Raw genomic sequence first — 18,193 nt, 5'->3', positions numbered from 1 at the left:
CCCCGACGCGGACCGCTACCCCTCCGCCGCCACTGGGAGCATCAGCCCCCATGCCCCCGCCCGCACCGTCCACGTCCGGGTCCGCACCGGGCCGCCCACCTGTATGTCCGCCCGGTAGCGGAAGTCCGCGCCCGAGACGGTGACGGCCTTGGCCTCCGTGGTCACCGGAGCGTCGCCCGGCGCCTGGATCGTCACCTCGGCGGTGCCGCCGCCGCATCCCGAGGTCACCGTCACCGATTCGACGGGGCGATCCAGATCGTTCAGCACGACACCGTCCGCCTCGACGCGCAGCCGGTGCGTGCCGGACGGTACGAGCGGAGCCGGTGCGGGGCGTACCAGGGTGCGGACCAGGGAGCGGCAGGTGTCCCAGACCGCGTTGACGCCCGCGCGGTCCGGCTGCGTGCCCGGTGCGCCGGTCAGGGGCGGGATCCGCAGCGCGCCGAGGACGACGCCGTCGCTGTCGTCGACCAGCAGGTCCAGTCGGCGCACCGCACCGTCGAGCGCCGTGCGTGCCGCCGCCACCGCGCCCCTCGGCACGCCGAGCGAGTGCGTGAGTTCCAGCGCCGCCGCGGCCCCGACCGGGATGAGGGAGAGGGCGTTCATGGCTGGTTCTCGCTCCCGGTGGAGCAGGGCGACCGCACGCCGCAGCGCCCGGTCGTCGCCTATCACCACTGGCCTCCTGGCGCCCCTGCGGGACAGGGCCCGGGCGAACTCCGCGGGCCCGTCCGGAAGGCAGATCTTCGCGTGCGCACCGGCGCTCAGCACGTCTTTTGCGATCCGGACGGACTCGCCGTCCGTCCGGCGGGCGACCGGATCGATCACCACCAGCAGATGGGGCGCACCGTTACCGGGGGGCTGGGCAGCCGACACCTGGGTCCTTCCTCGGGTAGCATCTTGGTGCAAGAGCCCCTTGCGCTATTGCGCCAGGGGCTTCGTCTATTCCGGGGCACCCGGTTCGACGGTTCAGGCCTTGTCGTACAAAGTCGTACGGCATGTACGGCGTTTACGTACGCCCCCTGACCTTGGACATGCCCCGCCCGGAAGGGGTGTACGCCTGTGCCCGCACTTGTGCTGCTCGGTGCTCAGTGGGGTGACGAGGGCAAGGGAAAGGCCACCGACCTCCTCGGTGGATCCGTGGACTATGTGGTGCGCTACCAGGGCGGCAACAATGCCGGCCACACGGTGGTCGTCGGTGACCAGAAGTACGCACTTCATCTCCTCCCCTCCGGAATCCTTTCACCGGGGTGTACCCCGGTCATCGGTAACGGTGTCGTCGTCGACCCTGCGGTCCTGCTCTCCGAGCTGAGTGGGCTGAACGACCGCGGCGTGGACACGTCCAAGCTGCTGATCAGCGGCAACGCTCATTTGATCACCCCGTACAACGTCACCGTCGACAAGGTGACGGAACGGTTCCTCGGCAAGCGCAAGATCGGTACGACCGGGCGCGGCATCGGCCCGACGTACGCGGACAAGATCAACCGGGTCGGCATCCGTGTCCAGGACCTCTACGACGAGTCGATCCTGGAGCAGAAGGTCGAGGCGGCCTTGGAGCAGAAGAACCAGCTTCTGGCCAAGGTCTTCAACCGGCGTGCCATCGAGGCCGGCAAGGTCGTCGAGGACATGCTCCAGTACGCGGAGCAGATCAAGCCCTACGTCGCCGACACGACGCTGATCCTGAACAACGCCATCGACGAGGGCAAGGTCGTCCTCTTCGAGGGCGGTCAGGGCACACTGCTCGACGTCGACCACGGCACGTACCCCTTCGTCACCTCGTCGAACCCGACCGCGGGCGGCGCCTGCACCGGTTCCGGCGTGGGCCCGACGAAGATCAGCCGGGTCATCGGCATCCTCAAGGCCTACACCACCCGCGTCGGCGCCGGTCCGTTCCCCACGGAGCTGCTCGACGAGGACGGCGAGGCGCTGCGCAGGATCGGTGGCGAGCGCGGAGTCACCACCGGCCGTGACCGCCGCTGCGGCTGGTTCGACGCCCCGATCGCGCGGTATGCGACCCGGGTCAACGGCCTGACCGACTTCTTCCTCACCAAGCTGGACGTGCTGACCGGCTGGGAGCAGATCCCGGTGTGCGTGGCGTACGAGATCGACGGCAAGCGCGTCGAGGAGCTCCCGTACAACCAGACGGACTTCCACCACGCGAAGCCCATCTACGAGCTGCTGCCGGGCTGGTCCGAGGACATCACGAAGGCGAAGACCTTCGGTGACCTGCCGAAGAACGCCCAGGCGTACGTGAAGGCGCTGGAGGAGATGTCCGGCGCCCCGATCTCCGCGATCGGTGTCGGCCCGGGCCGCACCGAGACCATCGAGATCAACTCGTTCCTGTAGGCACACGGGATCGAGGGAGGGCCGGGGCGGCATCGTCGCCCCGGCCCTCCGGCATGTGCGGACTCCGTCCTCGCCGTGCATCCGCGGCCCGTCCGGCGCCTAGGACGCGGCGCTGGAAGAACTCGCGGGTGCCGCAGGCCACTGGCATCGTCAGCGCCAACTCGAGTTCCCGGCTGATCTGTTGATGCCCGAGGATCGGCATCGAACGGTCGGGCGGTCCGTGCTCCGCGTTCTCGGCGGGGTCAGAAGGGTTGAGTTATCCGGACTTTGGTCTAGACCTTGACAGGTCCAGGCCAATGCCGCTTGAGTGACGGCACCCCCCATGGCGGCGCACCGATGAGTCCGGTGCGCCGCGCCGAAGGAGTGCTCGCATGATCAAACGCATCACGGGCCTGCTCGCCGCGCTGGTCGCGGTCGTCGCAACCGTCGTCATCCTTCCCGCCACCACCGCCTCGGCGGCCGAGTGTGCGGCTGCCTGGAACTCCTCCTCCGTCTATACGGGCGGTGGCGCCGCCTCGTACAACGGGCACAACTGGACCGCCAAGTGGTGGACGCAGAACGAGAAGCCCGGCAGCTCCGACGTCTGGGCCGACCAGGGCAGCTGCGGAAGCGGCGGCGGTACGGACCCGGGCGGTCCGGGCTCGTCCACCGGCTTCGTCGTCAGCGAGGCGCAGTTCAACCAGATGTTCCCCGGCCGGAACTCCTTCTACACGTACAGCGGCCTGACCGCCGCCCTGAGCGCCTACCCGGGCTTCGCCAACACCGGCAGCGACACGGTGAAGAAGCAGGAAGCCGCGGCCTTCCTCGCCAACGTCAGCCATGAGACGGGCGGCCTGGTGTACGTGGTCGAGCAGAACACGGCCAACTACCCGCACTACTGCGACACCAGCCAGTCCTACGGCTGCCCCGCGGGCCAGGCCGCGTACTACGGGCGCGGACCGATCCAGCTCAGCTGGAACTTCAACTACAAGGCGGCCGGCGACGCGCTCGGCATCAACCTGCTCGCCAACCCCTACCTGGTCGAGCAGGACGCGTCCGTGGCGTGGAAGACCGGCCTCTGGTACTGGAACACCCAGAATGGCCCCGGCACCATGACGGCCCACAACGCCATGGTGAACGGAGCCGGATTCGGCGAGACGATCCGCTCCATCAACGGCTCCATCGAGTGCAACGGCGGCAACCCCGCCCAGGTCCAGAGCCGGATCAACAAGTACCAGGCCTTCGTGCAGATCCTCGGCACCACGGCCGGAGCGAACCTCGGCTGCTGACCGGCCGGACTGCCCGCGGGGGGTGCGCCGGGCCCTACGGCCCGGCGCACCCCCCCGCCCTGTCCGCTCATCCGTCGTGGGCGAGGTCCATCGCCCGGAACGCCAGCCACAGGTCGTAGCGGGCGCTGGGGGTCCGCAGGAGCGAGCGCTGGAGGACGGTCTCCAGCCGCGTCAGCCGCTTGCGCGCCCCGGGGACGGAGATGCCCAGCGCCCCGGCCGTCGGGCCCAGTTGCACCTCGTGCTCCAACCAGGTGCGCAGCGTGGTGTACGGGTCCGCGGGGCCGAGGGCCGGCCCCGGGTCGCCCAGCGGCCGAAGCTGCTGCAGCGCCCAGGAGTGGACCGCGGGCGTGCGCAGTATGCGGTCCAGCGAGTGCACGGGCTCCGTCGAGCCGTCGGCCGGCCGGGGCAGAGCGGGCGTGGCACGGATGGACAGGGCCAGGTCGAGCGCGGACTGGTCGGCGACCTTGTTCAGATCCATGTCCAGCAGCTCGCTGATCAAACGCAGCCGCGCGGCCAGTGTGTTGCGGTGGATCTTCAGGTGATCGGTCGCGTGCGAGGAGAACGCGAGCCAGGAGGCGAGAGTGGCCGCGAGTTCCTGGCTTCCCGGGTCCTGGCCGCGCCGTGGCAGATGGGTGAGCAGCGGGGCCAGCACGGTGTCCGCCCACCGGGCGCCCTCCGCACCGGCCACCAGGGAGAGTTCGGGGGCCGAGCCGAAGTGGGCGTGCCGCTCCGGCAGCCCGCGGGCGACGGCGAGTGCGTGGAACGCCTGGCGGTACGCGGTCGCCGTGTCGGCCAGCGTCACGTCCTCGCTGATGCCGACGACGCAGTCGTCCACCACCGAGGCGACCCGCGGTCCTAGCCGGCCGTCCGCCTGCCCGGGTTTCGCGGGCACGATGAGGATCAGATGGCGTGCGTACACGGGGCACCGCACGATCCATGACCGCCCGCCGGAGAGCTCCCCGCAGACGCGGGCCACCTCGTCCCGGTCGCGGCCCGAGCACTCGACGACGCATACCCGGACCGGGTCCGGCAGGCTGGGCTTCAGCGCCCCGGCGACCTGGTGCGCGATCGACAACTGGCCGGTCATCAGCAGGTGCAGCACCGCTTCCCTCCCGCGGGACTCCGCCAGGTCGACGCGACGGCGCTTGCGCTCGACGGTCTCGGCCGCCCAGCACATGGCCAGCGGCAGGGCCGCGTCGGCGAGGAGCGTGGACAGGCCTTCGGGCAACGGTCGTCGGCCGACCACGGCGAGCACCGGCGCGAGAACGTCCGGCGGAGCGTCCAGGGAGTACAGCAGTGCGGTGTGCGCGCCCTTGTCGAAGGAGGAGGAGCGCGCCCCTAGTGCGGTCAACTCCCTGGCGCACGCGGAGGCGAGGGCGGCCGACCCGACACCTGCGGGATCGGGGGTCCGGGCGACGCCGTGCAGAATGGTGCCGTCACCGCCGAGCAGCCCCGCCCAGCCGTCGGCACGTCCCGACACCCAGCGCAGCAGCTCCTGCGAGCCGCCCGTCCGGGCGAGACCGTGCATCCGTATGACGTCGTCGGCCCGCTTTCGCGCGTGCACTGCTCCGCCGCTCCCGTCCCCTGCCTGCTCGTTCCCCCTGCCTGTTCCTGACCCCGCTCCTGCCAGAAACCGGAGTGCAGCGTACCGGTTCGGCTGTGCGCACTGATACCTCTGTCCGACCCCACAGTGCGAACTGAATCTTTCCCATGCCTACCCCGCGACCTAGAGTCCGAACGCGGTTGCGGGCCTTCGGGGGAGGGCACGGGGGACGACGGCATCGGCTCACGGGGGTGGCCGCTGTCGTCGGCCGCAACCGCCCTTTCGCCGCGTTGTCAGTGGTGCCCGTTAGCGTCGGAGACCAGAGAGGGTCGACGCGCGAGGAGAGGTCACCACCATGGAGTTCCGGATCGAACGGGGCGAGCTCGCGGACGCCGTGGCCTGGGCGGCCCGGGTGCTGCCGACGAGGTCGCCCGTTCCGGTGCTGGGCGGTCTGCTGCTGGAGGCGGCGGACGGCCGGCTCTGCATCTCCGGCCTCGACTACGAGGCGTCCGCCCGCATCGAGGTGTCGGCCGAGACGGTACGGCCCGGCAGGGTGCTGGTCATGGGCCGCCGGCTGCTGGACGTGTGCCGGGTGCTGCCCGAGGGCGCGGTGGAGTGCGCGGTCGAGGGGTCCCGGTTCACGGTGACGGGCAGCGGCGCGGGCTTCGGCCTGTCGGTCCTGCCGCTCGACGACTATCCCGCCCTGCCACCCCTGCCGGGGGTGCTCGGAGCGGTGGACGGCCAGGAGTTCGCGGCAGCCGTCGCCGATGTGTCGGTGGCCGCGGGGCGGGACGACACCCTGCCGACGCTCACCGGGATACGGCTGGGGCTCGACGGGGACCGGATGACGCTGGCGGCCACGGACCGGTACCGCTTCGCGGTCCGCCGGCTCGTGTGGAAGCCCGCGTCGGCGGACGTCTCGGCGGATGTCGTCGTCTCGGCCCGCAGACTCACCGAGATCGCCCGCTCCTTCGGCCGGGCGGGCATGGTCAGCGTCGCGTTGGACCAGGGTTCGGCCGGTTTCGAGCGGGACGGGATGCGCACGACGGTCCGGCTCCTGGACGGCCGGCTCCCGCGCCACGACAAGCTGTTCGCCATGACGGACCCGGTCGCGGCGGTGACCGACCGCGAGCCCCTTGTCGAGGCCGTGAAGCGGGTCTCGGTGGTGGCGGACGGGGACAGCCCGCTGCAACTGGCCTTTCGCGCCGACTCGGTGCTTCTCCAGGCGGGGTACGAGGACGATGTGGCGTCTCAGCGGCTGCCGGCCGATCTGACGGGCACGGACGAGTTGACGGTCGCCTTCAACCCTTCCTACCTGATGGACGCGTTGGCCTCGTTCGATGCTCCGGTGGTCCGGTTCCACCTGATGGGCCCCGGGCAGCGCGCCATGGTCACCGGGCACGCGACGCACGAGGAGGCGACGGGACCGGCGGAAGGGGCTCATCAGCACCTGCTCATGTCGGTCAAGCCGCTGGTGTAGGGCGGGGGCGGGCGGCCCTGTTCGGGTCAGCCGGATTTCGTGTACGTGAGCTTCTCGCCGGAATCCGTGTTGACGCGGCTCAGGGTGCCGTCCGGGAGCAGGGTGAGGGTGGTGGAGCTGCCCGGGGTGCAGGACGTCGCCGGTTCTCCCACTGTCACCGTGGACGGGCCGAGACTGACCGGTGCGCCCTCGGACGGCTCGGCCGCGAGGTCCGCCTCGAAGACGCAGTGGTAGGTGCCGCCGGTGTCGAGCGGCCCCTCCGCGGTGAGGGTGAGGACCGCGTCGCCCACCTTGCCCTGCTGGATGACGAGTGCACGGGTGGAGTGGCCGGTGGCGTTGTCGATGCTGCTGGACCAGTTGCCCAGATAGGCCTCCGGGACGAGTCCGTCCCCGTCCTCGCCGCCGTCTCCGTTCTGTCCGTCGGTTCCGGGCGAAGAGTCCTGGGGGCCGTCCGAAGAGGGGGAGCCGGAGGAGCCGTCCATGGGGGAGGGGTCGGTCGAGTCGGTGGGGGAGGCCGTGGTGTCCGCGCCGCGGTCGTTCATGAGGGCGTAGACGGACCCGCCGGCCCCGATGGCGACGAGCACCGCGATCGCGACGAGGGCGATGGTCGAGCCGGCGCTACGGCGCGCGGGTGCGGGGGCGGCCGCGGGCGGCTGGACACCGGCCGGGTGGAGCGGGCCGTACGGGGGCGTGGGGCCGAAGCCCGGCTGCTGCGGGTAGCCGTACGCGTAGCCCTGGTTGGGGTTCGGCTGCTGCGGTATGCCGTACCCCTGGCCCGGGTGCGGCTGCGCGGGCAGGTGGTGCGGATAGCCGTACATGGGGGAGGGCATTGGGGGCGGTGGCGGCTCTGTGGCCGGCGAGGGGGCGGGAGTGGGAACGGGTGTGGGGGGTTCGACCATGGTGGGGAGTGCGTGGACGGGGCCGGCGGCGGAGGGCTCCGGTGGCGCGGGGGCCACGGGGGACACGGGGGGCATGGGGGGCACGGGGGAAAAGTGCGGCGCAGGCGGTGCGGCTTCGGCGGGTGTCGGAGCCGCTGTCGGAGCCGCTGTCGGAGCCGGAACCGGTGTCGGTGCAGGTGTCGGTTCAGGTGCCGGGACCACGGTCGGCCCGGCGTCGGCCGGGGTGGCGTCGCTGGGGGCGGTGTCGGCCGGGGGCGCGTCGCGCGGGACGGCGGTGTTCGGGGTGGCGGTGTTCGGGGTGGCCTCGCTCGGGACGGTGTCGGCGGGGGCCCCATCCCGAGGGACGGTGTCGTGCGGTGCCCTCTCCATCGGATCCTCGGAGTTCAGCAAGCCCACCGCGTGACGGCCGAGTTGGGCGATGAGCGCGCCCGGCAGCCAGGGCTCGGCGGTGTCGCCCTCGTCCAGTCGCTCCAGGATCTCGTCCGTCGACGGACGGTCCGCGGGGTCCTTGCGCAGGCAGCCCCCGATCAGCTCCACGAGATCGACCGGCACCCCGGTCAGATCCGGTTCCTCCTGCGCGATCCGGAACAGCAGCGCGTGCACTCCGCTCGCCGCCGCGCCGAACGGAAGGCGCCCGGTCGAGGCGTACGCCAGCACGGACCCCAGACAGAACACGTCGCACGCCGTCGTCACGCGTTCGCCGCGCACCTGCTCGGGCGACATGAATCCGGGCGAGCCGACCAGAGCACCGGTCCGGGTGAGACCGCCGTCCGTGAGGGTGTCGAGCGCCCGGGCTATGCCGAAGTCGATGACGCGCGGGCCGTCGATCGTCAGCAGGATGTTGGAGGGCTTGAGGTCGCGGTGGATGAGCCCGGCGGCGTGAATGGCCCGCAGCGCGTGGGCGAGGCCGGTGCCCAGAATGTGGACGGAGCGGTCGGGCAGCGGTCCGAACGCCCCCGGGGCCGGGCCGGCCGAGGTGCTCGCGCGCCCCGAGACGGTGGCCTGGAGGGAGGGGCCGGCGACGTAGCCGGTGGCGACCCACGGCACGGCGGCCTCTGTGTCGGCGTCCAGCACGGGGGCGGTCCAGGTGGAGCCGACCCGGCGGGCGGCCCGTACCTCCTGCCGGAAGCGGTCGCGGAACTCCTGCTGTGCGGCGAGTTCCCCGCGGACCAGTTTCAGCGCGACCACGCGTCCGCGGTCCGAGCGGGCCAGGTACACCTGGCCCATGCCACCCGCGCCGAGCCGGCCCAGCAGGCGGTAGGCGCCGATGCGTTGCGGATCGGTGGGCCCGAGCTTCTCCATGGTGTGCAGTCCTCCCCCGTACGGCGACACGCCGGACGGGACCGAGAATAGCGGCGCGGATCGCCCCGGCGGGGGCCCGGTGGGCGGGGCGGTCCGGGTCCGTCGCCCCGCAGCGACCCGACACCCTGCCGAACGAGGAGGCTCACGCCATACAAGGTGGCCATACCGGGCGCCGCACGTCGCCGCCTACGCTCGTCGCATGACCCCTCATCCCCCTGTCGACTCCGCTGCCGGTGCGGCCGTCAAGGCCGCCGACCGCGCGCACGTGTTCCACTCCTGGTCCGCCCAGGGCCTGATCGACCCGCTCGCCGTCGCCGGCGCCGAGGGGTCGTACTTCTGGGACTACGACGGCAACCGCTACCTGGACTTCACCAGCGGCCTCGTCTTCACCAACATCGGGTACCAGCACCCCACCGTCGTCGCCGCGATCCAGGAGCAGGCGGCGAAGATGACGACGTTCGCGCCCGCCTTCGCGATCGAGTCGCGCTCCGAGGCCGCACGTCTCATCGCCGAGCGGACCCCCGGCGACCTGGACAAGATCTTCTTCACCAACGGCGGTGCCGAGGCCGTCGAGAACGCCGTTCGGATGGCCCGGCTGCACACCGGCCGCACGAAGGTGCTGTCCGCCTACCGCTCGTACCACGGCGCCACCTCCACCGCGATCAACCTGACCGGCGACCCGCGCCGCTGGGCGTCCGACAACGGCTCGGCGGGTGTCGTGCGGTTCTGGGCCCCGTACCTCTACCGCTCGCCGTTCTACGCCGAGACCGAGGCGGAGGAGTGCGCCCGCGCGCTCCAGCACCTGGAGGACACCCTCGCCTACGAGGGTCCTTCGACCATCGCCGCGATCATCCTGGAGACCATCCCGGGCACCGCCGGCATCATGACGCCGCCGCCCGGCTATCTCGCCGGCGTCCGCGAGATCTGCGACCGGTACGGCATCGTCTTCGTCCTCGACGAGGTCATGGCCGGTTTCGGGCGCACCGGAAAGTGGTTCGCCGCCGACCACTTCGACGTCACACCCGACCTGATGACCTTCGCCAAGGGCGTCAACTCCGGGTACGTCCCGCTCGGCGGCGTCGCCATCTCCGCCGAGATCGCCGCGACCTTCGAGACCCGCCCCTACCCGGGCGGCCTCACCTACTCCGGCCACCCGCTGGCCTGCGCTGCCGCCGTCGCCACCATCCACGTGATGGAGGACGAGAAGGTCATCGAGAACGCGGCCCGCATCGGCGAGAGCATCCTCGGTCCCGGCCTGCGTGAACTCGCCGCGAACCACCCGTCGGTCGGCGAGGTCCGCGGCCTCGGCGCGTTCTGGGCGCTGGAGCTGGTCCGTAACAAGGAGACCCGCGAACCGCTCGTCCCGTACAACGCGACGGGCGAGGCCAACGCGCCGATGGCCGCCTTCGGTGCCGCGGCGAAGAAGAACGGACTGTGGCCCTTCATCAACATGAACCGTACCCACGCCGTTCCTGCCTGCAACGTCACCGAAGCCGAGGCCAAGGAGGGCCTGGCCGCTCTGGACGCCGCGCTGTCCGTGGCCGACGAGCACACCGCGTAACGCTGCGCGCCCCTCCCCCACGGCCCTCGTCTAAGGTGACCCGAGGCCGAAACAGGGGAGGGGCGCCATGCGCGCGAGCGGAGCCGTCACCCGCAGTACGCTGCGGCAGCAGATCGCGGACGCGCTGCGTGACGAGGTGCTCGCCGGGCGTTTGCAGCCGCGACAGGAGTTCACCGTCAAGCAGATCGCCGAGCAGTACGGCGTCTCGGCGACGCCTGTCCGTGAGGCGCTCTTCGATCTCTCCGCGCAGGGGCTGCTCGAATCCGACCAGCACCGCGGCTTCAGAGTCCACGAGTTCACCGTGGCGGACTACCGCGCGATGGTGGAGGCCCGCGCCCTGGTCATGGACGGGGTCACCCGGGACGTCTTCCGGGGACCGGGCCCGGCGCCCGGGCAGCAGACCGGCTACCGGGACGCGCTCGTCTCCGTACGCCGCCGGGCCGAAGAGGCCTCCCGTGCGGCGCGCGGCGGTGACCTGGACATCCTCATCGGTTACGACCTGCGCTTCTGGCGCGAGCTCGGCGCGCTCGTCGGCAACAGTTACATCAGCGACTTCCTCCACCGACTGCGCGTCCAGGCCTGGGTGTTCGCCGTGCCGTACCTGCGCGGCGACGCCGACGTACGGGAATGGCTGTGGAACGGGCACTCCGAGCTGGTCGCCGCGATCTCGCACCGCGACCGCGAGGGCCTGCGCCGGGCTGTCGAGGACTACAACAACCACGCCCTGAGCTGGGCCGACCGGCTGGCAGCCGAAGAGTCGGCGCCCCCGGGACACCCGCCGCGACCGGACGACCCGGACGGACCCACGGCCCGGGCTCACCCCAGGCCCTGACCGGGTGGGACGGGCAGCCGGCGAACAACGACACGACCGGCGGCCCCGGCGAAAGGCGAAAGACGACACGACCGGCAGCCCTGCGAAAGACGACACGACCGGCAGCCCTGCCTACCCGGCGCAACCGGCAGGCCGGTACAACCGGCAGGGTCGGCCGGGCGGACGCGTCGAGTCGGTCCTGATGGGCCACTGTCCGCGACGTCCCGGCCGCATTACGCTGTCCCGACCATCGCACCACCGCACGCATCCCCGTATGAGAGCGAGACTTCGTGGCCTGTGACCTGTGGCTGGTCCCCCTCGTCGATGTGCTGTGCCACAGCCCCGACAACCCCTTCGCCGAAGAGATAGCCGTCTACGACAAAGCGCTCGGCGAGGCAGGGCTGCCGCCCGTTCCCGTCTACGCGTACATGCCCGGACTGACCGGTGACGTGGCCCCGGTCGCGGGTTTCGACTACGACGCGCTGCACTTCCTGCGCCGCGCCTATCTCCTCCTCCTCAGCGGCCTCGCCGTCACCCCCGTCGACGAACTGGGAGGGGACTACGAGCAGTTGCTGGAGATGTTCGAGCCGACAGCCCAGCAGTCGCACCTGGTGTGGCACTACGACCACGCGGGCGCGTACGTCCCCGTGGACTTCGCCGTGCCGCTGGCCACCGACGCCCTGCTGGAGGGCGGCGGTCCGCTCGGCTCGTCGCACGGGCTGCTGCGGGAGCTGCAGTTCGTCGCCCCGTCCATCGGCATCGACCCGGCCAACCCGCCACCGGCCCCGCTGCCACCCGCGGCACCCACCTCGCTGGAGGAACCGGCGAGGCCCATTCCGTACGACGACAACCCGTTCGCGCGCGAACGCCACGTCTGGCTGGGCCTGCACGCGGCGGTCACCCGCAGCCTCGCCCAGGGCTCGATGATCATTTTCAGCTGAGAGGCGGGCGGGTACGGGCCCCGCCGCTCCCCGCGGTGCTCACCGGTGACCGGTCACCGCGGGGACTCCGGCGGCCGCTGCCGCGGCATGTTCGGCCGGCTCATCGACTGCAGCGGGAACCTGCCCGGCTGGGCCCCGGGCTCCGTGCGCCCGCCGCCCGAGCCGCCCGAGACGAGCGCCTGCATCCCCATGGGCGCGGGGCCGGCCCGGAACTCCACCATCCAGTCCGCGGTCTCCGAGCGCACAAGCTCCGTGATGTCCTCCGAGAAGCGCCGCAGCACCCCCAGGCACCGCTCGGCCGCCTCGCTGGCCGTCCCCTCGGTCGGGCCGAGCACCTCGCGCACGCACTCCGACGCCCAGTCGAACTGGAGCACCTGGAGCCGCCGCTGTACGGCCTGCGCCGTGGCGAGATTCCTTATCCAGCCCGACGTCAGGCCGAAGTACCGGTCGCACGCCATGCACGCGGCGCCCAGCAGCAGCGACAGATACCCCCAGCCCGCGGCGCCGTGCAACGGGCCCGTCAGGTCCAGCAGTGGCAGCGCGGCGCCCGCGATCGCCCCGGTCGCGGTCCCCATCCGCAGCGCCCTGGCGCCGCGCCGCTTCCACACCCGGTCGCCCAGGTACCAGTCGGCGGTACGCAGCGCATCGGCCTCCACCCATCGGTACAGCTCGTCGAGCCGCTGGGCGGGCTCGCCCCAGTCACCGAGCGGGAAGGGCGTCCCCGTCAGGTCCCTGCCCTGTGCCTCACGGTTCCGAGCGCCGGAGCCCGCACCGGGAGAGACGGCCGGACCGGGCACACCGGATTCGTTGCGGGGCGGCCCCTCGGGCTGCATCTCCGGCTGACTCACCGGGGTACTCCTCTGCATGCTGCATAGCGACGCGTGTTCTCGACCGCGTACTCGACGATGGGCGGATCTCTGCTCTCTGTGCACTCGCTGCTCACTGCCCCGGTGCGACCCGCAGTCCCCCGTACGTAACCTTGCGTGACGGGGGATGAGCGTGCGCGTACCGGGACGCACCCCTTCCTACCGCCGAATGGTGGGCCGTGGGGTCGAAATCGCTGTATTCCTGGGTGCACAGGGCCTCTGGTCAGGTATAGGAGTCCTGCCACGGCCCGCCCGAACTCACTCGAAAGAGTTGCTCGCCGACGGGTGGGGCGCGCCGCCTGGGGAACACGTAGGCTCGGTTTACCGAAACATTTGTCGTCGAAATGCCTGGAGTGACCGTGATTCCCGGTGGTGGTCAGCCCAATATGCAGCAGCTGCTGCAGCAGGCCCAGAAGATGCAGCAGGACCTTGCCGAAGCGCAGGAGGAACTGGCCAGGACCGAGGTCGAGGGCCAGGCGGGCGGTGGCCTCGTGAAGGCCACGGTCACCGGCTCCGGCGAGCTGCGCGGTCTGGTGATCGACCCCAAGGCGGTGGACCCGGAGGACACCGAGACGCTCGCGGACCTCGTCGTGGCGGCGGTCCAGGCGGCGAACGAGAACGCCCAGCAGCTCCAGCAGCAGAAGCTGGGACCGCTGGCCCAGGGCCTGGGCGGTATGCCCGGCCTCCCCTTCTGACTCCGCACGCACCACCCACGACCGCGGACGCACCACCCCCGACCGCGGACATACCCAAGACCGTACGTACCCCCTACGGTACGTACCACGACGCAGCCGACCCGGCCCGAAAGGCGTTCCGTTGTACGAAGGCGTGGTTCAGGACCTCATCGACGAGTTGGGCAGGCTGCCCGGCGTCGGTCCCAAGAGCGCGCAGCGGATCGCCTTCCACATCCTGCAGGCCGAGCCCACGGATGTGCGCCGTCTCGCCCACGCGCTGCTGGAGGTCAAGGACAAGGTCCGCTTCTGCGCGGTCTGCGGCAACGTGGCCCAGCAGGAGGAGTGCGGGATCTGCCGCGATCCGCGCCGGGACCGGACGGTCATCTGCGTGGTCGAGGAGCCGAAGGACGTCGTCGCGATCGAGCGGACCCGGGAGTTCCGGGGCCGCTACCACGTCCTGGGCGGGGCGATCAGCCCCATCGAGGGCGTCGGCCCGGACGATCTGCGCATCCGTGAGCTGCTGGCCCGTCTCGCCGACGGCTCCATCACCGAACTGATCCTGGCGACCGACCCCAACCTGGAGGGCGAGGCCACCGCGACGTACCTGGCGCGGATGGTCAAGCCGATGGGCCTGCGCGTCACCCGGCTGGCCAGCGGCCTGCCGGTGGGCGGCGACCTGGAGTACGCGGACGAGGTCACCCTCGGCCGCGCCTTCGAGGGGAGGCGCCTGCTCGATGTCTGATTGTTCCCCGACCGCCGGACGGCGGTCTCACGACGGCTTTATGTTCAGCGCAGCTATCTTCTTCTCACCGTCTGCGACCGTGCCCACGGGAGGTCTCCTCGATGTCTGACGCCACGCTGAACACTGTCACGCAGGACCCCGACGACTTCGCGGTCCAGATCGCCGACCAGATCAAGACGTTCATCGTCGCGGTCACCGAGGTGTCCAGGGTCGAGGAGCCGGAGGAGGCCGTCCCGGTCCTGCTCCTCCAGGTCTCCCAGCTCCTGCTGGCCGGCGGCCGGCTCGGCGCGTACGAGGACATCCTTCCCGACGAGCGCTACGAGCCGGATCTGGGCGCCGAGCCGGACGCGGACGGTCTGCGCGAGCGGTTCGCGGCCCTGCTGGAGCCGATCGACGTCTACTCCGAGGTCTTCGACCCGTACGAGCCCCGCAAGGCCCCGGTCCCGGCGCGCATCTCCGACGACCTGGCCGACCTGGTCACGGACCTCCGCCACGGCCTGGCCCACTACGACGAGGACCGCACCACGGAGGCCCTGTGGTGGTGGCAGTTCTCCTACTTCTCCAACTGGGGCTCCACCGCCTCCGCCACCCTGCGCGCGCTCCAGTCCCTGATCGCGCACATCCGGCTGAACCAGCCCCTCCAGGAGCTCGACGGCCTGGACACCGACCAGGACGCCGGTGACGAAGACCTGGCCGAGGAGGCGGGCCGCGTGATGGTCCAGGAGATCGCGGGACCGCTGGGGCTGCGACCGGTCAAGTAGGGCCGCTCGGGCGGTCCGGAACAAGATCGCCACGGAGCATCCCGGGACCTATCATCACCGGATGATTCAAGGCGAGCTGGTCCGGCTCCGCGCGCTGCGCGCCGAGGACGCGGAACACCACCTCCGGTGGCGCAACGACCCGGAGGTGGTCCACTGGGCCACGGGTGGCGACCCGCTCTTCGGTCCGGTCACGGCGGAGGCCATCAAGATCGCCTTCGAAACGATGCTGCGGCTGGTCCCGAGGGATTCGGCGGTCCTCACGGTCGAGGATCTGACCGACGGCGCGGTGATCGGCATGGTGGACTACCGCGACCTGGACCCCTTCGCCGGGCAGGTCACGGTGGGCGTCACCATCGGCAGCCGGAGCCACTGGGGCAGCGGGTACGGCTCGGAGGCGTTGCTGCTGTTGGTGGGGCACCTGTTCAGTGCCTTCGCGCTGCACCGCATCGAGCTCGACACCTGGAGCGGCAACGAACGAGCCGTCCGCGCCTTCACCAGGGCGGGCTTCCGGGAGGAGGGCCGCCGCCGGGAGACCGTTCTGGTGCAGGGGAAGCGGTACGACACCGTGCTGTTCGCGATGCTGCGCGAGGAGTGGGAGGACGCGGCGCGCTGAGGAGGCGTCGCCGCGCGTGTGGGCTGGACCACAGGGGGTGGGAGGCGCGGCCCTGCGACGGACCTGGCTCGGGTGGGTGGAAAACGCCGAGGCCGTTGTCGGTGCCCGCTGCTAGCCTCCCCGAGCCCGTGATCACCACGGGCTCGCCAGGGGAGGGGACTCGAAAGCATGACAAGCGGGAGAAGACGTAGGAGAGCCCGGTGGCTCGGAGCGCTGTCGGTCGGCGTGGCGGTCGTGATGGCGGTGCCGAACGCGGCCGTTGCCGCGGACAATCTGCCGCCGCTCCAGCCGGTCGCCACAGATTTGACGACCGGTTCGAAAGCGTGTGTCGCGGGGGACGACCGGCCGTACGTGTCGTCGGCTCCGCGGGTGACCGCGGTGCTGAATGACCCGGTGGAGGACGACGGCCCTGCGGAGGGGAACTTCGTCACCGCCGAGTTCGAGGTGTGGTGGACGGACGGGGACGGCATCGAGCAGCGGCGGAGCCATCACTCTCCAGGGCTGGTGGATTCCGGTACCGCCGCAACGTGGCAGCTTCCCCCGGACCTGCCGCCCTGGACGGTTATCTCGTGGCGGGTACGGGCCGATGACCGCGATGCCGTCTCGCCGTGGAGCGCGGCCGAGGACGGTGGCGCCGGATGTGAGTTCGTGATCGACGACGTGAGCCCGGACAAGCCCACGGTGACTTCGGCCGAGTACCCGGAGGACGCTGACTGGACAGACGGCGTCGGGGTTTACGGTACGTTCCGCTTCGACTCACCGTCCGACGACGTCGTCGCCTACACGTACAGCTTCGTTGGGGGTGCCGGCGGAACGGTGGCGGCGGACGGGCCGGACGGGTCGGCTGAGATCCGTTTCATGCCGGAGTCGGCTGGACTGGGGTATCTCCAGGTGTACGCGGTCGACCGCTCGGGCCGCCGCAGTCCGGGCGCCGTCTACTACTTCCGCGTAAAGGGAGGTCGCTCCCCGATCGGGCAGTGGACGCTGTCCGACCCTGCGGGTTCCAGGTCCGCCGCACCCACGGCGGGGCCCGCTGCCCGTGCCGGAGCGGGTGTCACCTTCGGTGGTCCCGTGCCCCCGGGCACCTCGCTCACGTCCACGGCGACGCTCGACGGGACGGGGCACGGCTTCCTGACGCCCGCTACGCAGGTCGTCGACACCGGAAAGACCTTCGCGGTCGGCGGGTGGGTACGGCCCGCGGCGCTGGAGCACGACATGACGATCACCAGCCAGGACGCGGGTACTGCTCCCGGGTTCACCCTCGGTACCCGTGGCGTCGGCGGCGAGCCGGTCTGGTCGTTCGGCATCGGCATCGGCGGTACGCGGGTCAGTGGCGGCCGTCCCGAGACCGGAGAGTGGGCGTATGTGCTCGGGTTGTACGACACCGAGACGGGCCGGGCGCATCTGTACGTGAACGGCCAGGAGGCGGGCACCGCTGCCGAGGCCACACCGTCGACGGTCACTGGTGACTTCCAGATCGGCCGGGCACGCGGCAAGGCGGGCTACCGGAACCGCTGGCAGGGTGAGATCGGTGACGTCCGGACGTACGATCGGGTCGTCGTCCCCTCCGAGGCTGCGGATCTGGCCCGTCGCACCCCGCAGGAGCGAGGGCACTGGTCCCTGGAGGCCGCGCCCGAGGGGCTCAGTCCGGAGCTGCACGGTGGTGAGCCGTTGAAGCTCGGTGGGGGCGCCTCGGTCTACAGGGAGCCCGTCCAGGCGTGCGAACCGTGGATCGATCCGGACTGCGACCCCGTACCGGTCGTCTATCCGCTTGTCGGCTCCGGGCACCTGGATCTTGACGGGATCAGCGGTCACGCGGCCACGGCCGGCCCGGCCGTCGACACCGGCGACAGCTTCACCGTCGCTGCGGTGGTCAAGCTGGCGGACCAGGAGCCCGCGCACCCCATGACGGTGTTCTCGCAGGGCGGCGAGCACAGCGACGCGTTCAAGGTTCGATATGTTCCCGCGGCGCTGAGGTTCGAGCTCGTGATGAGCCACGCGGATGCGCAGGGAGCCGACGAGACGGTCGTCGGCATCCCGGCGCCGCCGGAAAGCAGCAGCGGGCAGTACCGCATAGCGGTCGTGTACGACGCCGCATTCGACCGGATCACGCTCTATCTGAACGGCTGGGAGAGTGCCGTTGCGCCTTTCCGTTCTTCCTGGAAGAGCGCGGGCGGTCTTCAGGTGGGGCGCGGTCACGCCGCCGACGGCTGGGGCGAGTACCTGCACGGATCGATCGACGAGGTGCAGGCCTACTCCGGGGCATTGGGCGAGGCACACCTCGCGCAGCTCGGGTTGGGCGTGGAGCCCTGCCTCGCCTGCTGATCAAGCTCCGTGTGACCCAGCCGGCCCAGCCCTTCCGTGTGGGCTGGGCCACATACGGGAGTGGCCG

15 protein-coding genes are annotated in these 18,193 nt (G+C 71.2%); 11 read left to right on the top strand and 4 right to left on the bottom strand.

Annotated elements, in window-relative coordinates:
- Nucleotides 1-15: 15 nt before the first annotated feature.
- On the bottom strand, nt 16-870 hold the full coding sequence (locus tag ACFYPA_RS14390) for a diacylglycerol kinase (protein ID WP_389131907.1): 855 nt from the start codon (nt 868-870) through the stop codon (nt 16-18).
- A 186-nt stretch (nt 871-1,056) separates the two neighbouring features.
- Between ACFYPA_RS14390 and ACFYPA_RS14385 the strand changes: the two genes are divergently transcribed.
- Both ACFYPA_RS14385 and ACFYPA_RS14380 read left to right on the top strand, forming a co-directional pair.
- Nucleotides 1,057-2,340, top strand: a complete 1,284-nt coding sequence (locus ACFYPA_RS14385; protein ID WP_359080795.1) for an adenylosuccinate synthase — start codon at nt 1,057-1,059, stop codon at nt 2,338-2,340.
- A gap of 371 nt (nt 2,341-2,711) precedes the next feature.
- Nucleotides 2,712-3,608, top strand: coding sequence for a glycoside hydrolase family 19 protein (locus tag ACFYPA_RS14380; protein WP_359080793.1), 897 nt, complete (start codon nt 2,712-2,714; stop codon nt 3,606-3,608).
- Nucleotides 3,609-3,675: 67 nt separating this feature from the next.
- Here the strand turns inward: ACFYPA_RS14380 and ACFYPA_RS14375 are convergent, their stop codons facing one another.
- Nucleotides 3,676-5,136, bottom strand: a complete 1,461-nt coding sequence (locus ACFYPA_RS14375) for a helix-turn-helix domain-containing protein (RefSeq protein WP_389132132.1) — start codon at nt 5,134-5,136, stop codon at nt 3,676-3,678.
- 370 nt (nt 5,137-5,506) lie between these two features.
- On the opposite strand from ACFYPA_RS14375, the gene dnaN reads away from it, so the two are divergent.
- Nucleotides 5,507-6,631 (top strand): DNA polymerase III subunit beta, encoded by a 1,125-nt coding sequence (gene dnaN / locus ACFYPA_RS14370; protein ID WP_359080791.1) that lies wholly within the window; start codon nt 5,507-5,509, stop codon nt 6,629-6,631.
- Nucleotides 6,632-6,657: 26 nt separating this feature from the next.
- Here the strand turns inward: dnaN and ACFYPA_RS14365 are convergent, their stop codons facing one another.
- Nucleotides 6,658-8,832 carry a serine/threonine-protein kinase gene (locus ACFYPA_RS14365; RefSeq protein ID WP_389131902.1) on the bottom strand — a complete coding sequence of 725 codons (2,175 nt, stop codon included), beginning with the start codon at nt 8,830-8,832 and terminating at the stop codon, nt 6,658-6,660.
- A gap of 199 nt (nt 8,833-9,031) precedes the next feature.
- On the opposite strand from ACFYPA_RS14365, the gene ACFYPA_RS14360 reads away from it, so the two are divergent.
- The 3 genes from ACFYPA_RS14360 to ACFYPA_RS14350 all read left to right on the top strand — a co-directional run bounded on the left by ACFYPA_RS14360 (nt 9,032) and on the right by ACFYPA_RS14350 (nt 12,145).
- Nucleotides 9,032-10,393, top strand: coding sequence for an aspartate aminotransferase family protein (locus ACFYPA_RS14360; protein ID WP_359080787.1), 1,362 nt, complete (start codon nt 9,032-9,034; stop codon nt 10,391-10,393).
- 67 nt (nt 10,394-10,460) lie between these two features.
- Nucleotides 10,461-11,225 (top strand): GntR family transcriptional regulator, encoded by a 765-nt coding sequence (locus ACFYPA_RS14355; protein WP_359080785.1) that lies wholly within the window; start codon nt 10,461-10,463, stop codon nt 11,223-11,225.
- Nucleotides 11,226-11,494: 269 nt separating this feature from the next.
- Nucleotides 11,495-12,145, top strand: a complete 651-nt coding sequence (locus tag ACFYPA_RS14350; RefSeq protein WP_359080783.1) for a hypothetical protein — start codon at nt 11,495-11,497, stop codon at nt 12,143-12,145.
- 53 nt (nt 12,146-12,198) lie between these two features.
- Here the strand turns inward: ACFYPA_RS14350 and ACFYPA_RS14345 are convergent, their stop codons facing one another.
- The gene (locus tag ACFYPA_RS14345; RefSeq protein ID WP_359080780.1) at nt 12,199-12,993 is read right to left on the bottom strand and encodes an SLATT domain-containing protein; all 795 of its coding nucleotides are present in this window, start codon (nt 12,991-12,993) and stop codon (nt 12,199-12,201) included.
- Nucleotides 12,994-13,370: 377 nt separating this feature from the next.
- Between ACFYPA_RS14345 and ACFYPA_RS14340 the strand changes: the two genes are divergently transcribed.
- The 5 genes from ACFYPA_RS14340 to ACFYPA_RS14320 all read left to right on the top strand — a co-directional run bounded on the left by ACFYPA_RS14340 (nt 13,371) and on the right by ACFYPA_RS14320 (nt 18,126).
- Nucleotides 13,371-13,706, top strand: a complete 336-nt coding sequence (locus ACFYPA_RS14340) for a YbaB/EbfC family nucleoid-associated protein (RefSeq protein ID WP_266786253.1) — start codon at nt 13,371-13,373, stop codon at nt 13,704-13,706.
- A gap of 121 nt (nt 13,707-13,827) precedes the next feature.
- Nucleotides 13,828-14,427, top strand: a complete 600-nt coding sequence (gene recR / locus ACFYPA_RS14335; protein WP_266780167.1) for a recombination mediator RecR — start codon at nt 13,828-13,830, stop codon at nt 14,425-14,427.
- 101 nt (nt 14,428-14,528) lie between these two features.
- The gene (locus ACFYPA_RS14330; protein ID WP_359080778.1) at nt 14,529-15,188 is read left to right on the top strand and encodes a DUF5063 domain-containing protein; all 660 of its coding nucleotides are present in this window, start codon (nt 14,529-14,531) and stop codon (nt 15,186-15,188) included.
- Between the two features lie 61 nt (nt 15,189-15,249).
- Complete coding sequence (locus ACFYPA_RS14325) at nt 15,250-15,801, top strand: GNAT family protein (RefSeq protein ID WP_359080776.1); 552 nt, start codon at nt 15,250-15,252, stop codon at nt 15,799-15,801.
- Nucleotides 15,802-15,969: 168 nt separating this feature from the next.
- Complete coding sequence (locus ACFYPA_RS14320; protein WP_389131900.1) at nt 15,970-18,126, top strand: LamG-like jellyroll fold domain-containing protein; 2,157 nt, start codon at nt 15,970-15,972, stop codon at nt 18,124-18,126.
- Nucleotides 18,127-18,193 lie beyond the last annotated feature (67 nt).

The sequence above is a fragment of the Streptomyces sp. NPDC005775 genome, assembly GCF_042871565.1.
Taxonomy (GTDB): domain Bacteria; phylum Actinomycetota; class Actinomycetes; order Streptomycetales; family Streptomycetaceae; genus Streptomyces.
The sequence above is the reverse complement of the archived record's forward strand: the minus strand, read 5'-3'. Positions and strand labels throughout refer to the sequence as shown.

What these genes read in the sequence shown, in the direction of transcription:
- ACFYPA_RS14380 (WP_359080793.1), top strand. Translation starts at nt 2,712, where the DNA reads ATGATCAAACGCATCACGGGCCTGCTCGCCGCGCTGGTCGCGGTCGTC.
- ACFYPA_RS14375 (WP_389132132.1), bottom strand. Translation starts at nt 5,136, where the DNA reads ATGCACGGTCTCGCCCGGACGGGCGGCTCGCAGGAGCTGCTGCGCTGG.
- dnaN (WP_359080791.1), top strand. Translation starts at nt 5,507, where the DNA reads ATGGAGTTCCGGATCGAACGGGGCGAGCTCGCGGACGCCGTGGCCTGG.
- ACFYPA_RS14365 (WP_389131902.1), bottom strand. Translation starts at nt 8,832, where the DNA reads ATGGAGAAGCTCGGGCCCACCGATCCGCAACGCATCGGCGCCTACCGC.
- ACFYPA_RS14360 (WP_359080787.1), top strand. Translation starts at nt 9,032, where the DNA reads ATGACCCCTCATCCCCCTGTCGACTCCGCTGCCGGTGCGGCCGTCAAG.
- ACFYPA_RS14355 (WP_359080785.1), top strand. Translation starts at nt 10,461, where the DNA reads ATGCGCGCGAGCGGAGCCGTCACCCGCAGTACGCTGCGGCAGCAGATC.
- ACFYPA_RS14330 (WP_359080778.1), top strand. Translation starts at nt 14,529, where the DNA reads ATGTCTGACGCCACGCTGAACACTGTCACGCAGGACCCCGACGACTTC.
- ACFYPA_RS14325 (WP_359080776.1), top strand. Translation starts at nt 15,250, where the DNA reads ATGATTCAAGGCGAGCTGGTCCGGCTCCGCGCGCTGCGCGCCGAGGAC.
- ACFYPA_RS14320 (WP_389131900.1), top strand. Translation starts at nt 15,970, where the DNA reads ATGACAAGCGGGAGAAGACGTAGGAGAGCCCGGTGGCTCGGAGCGCTG.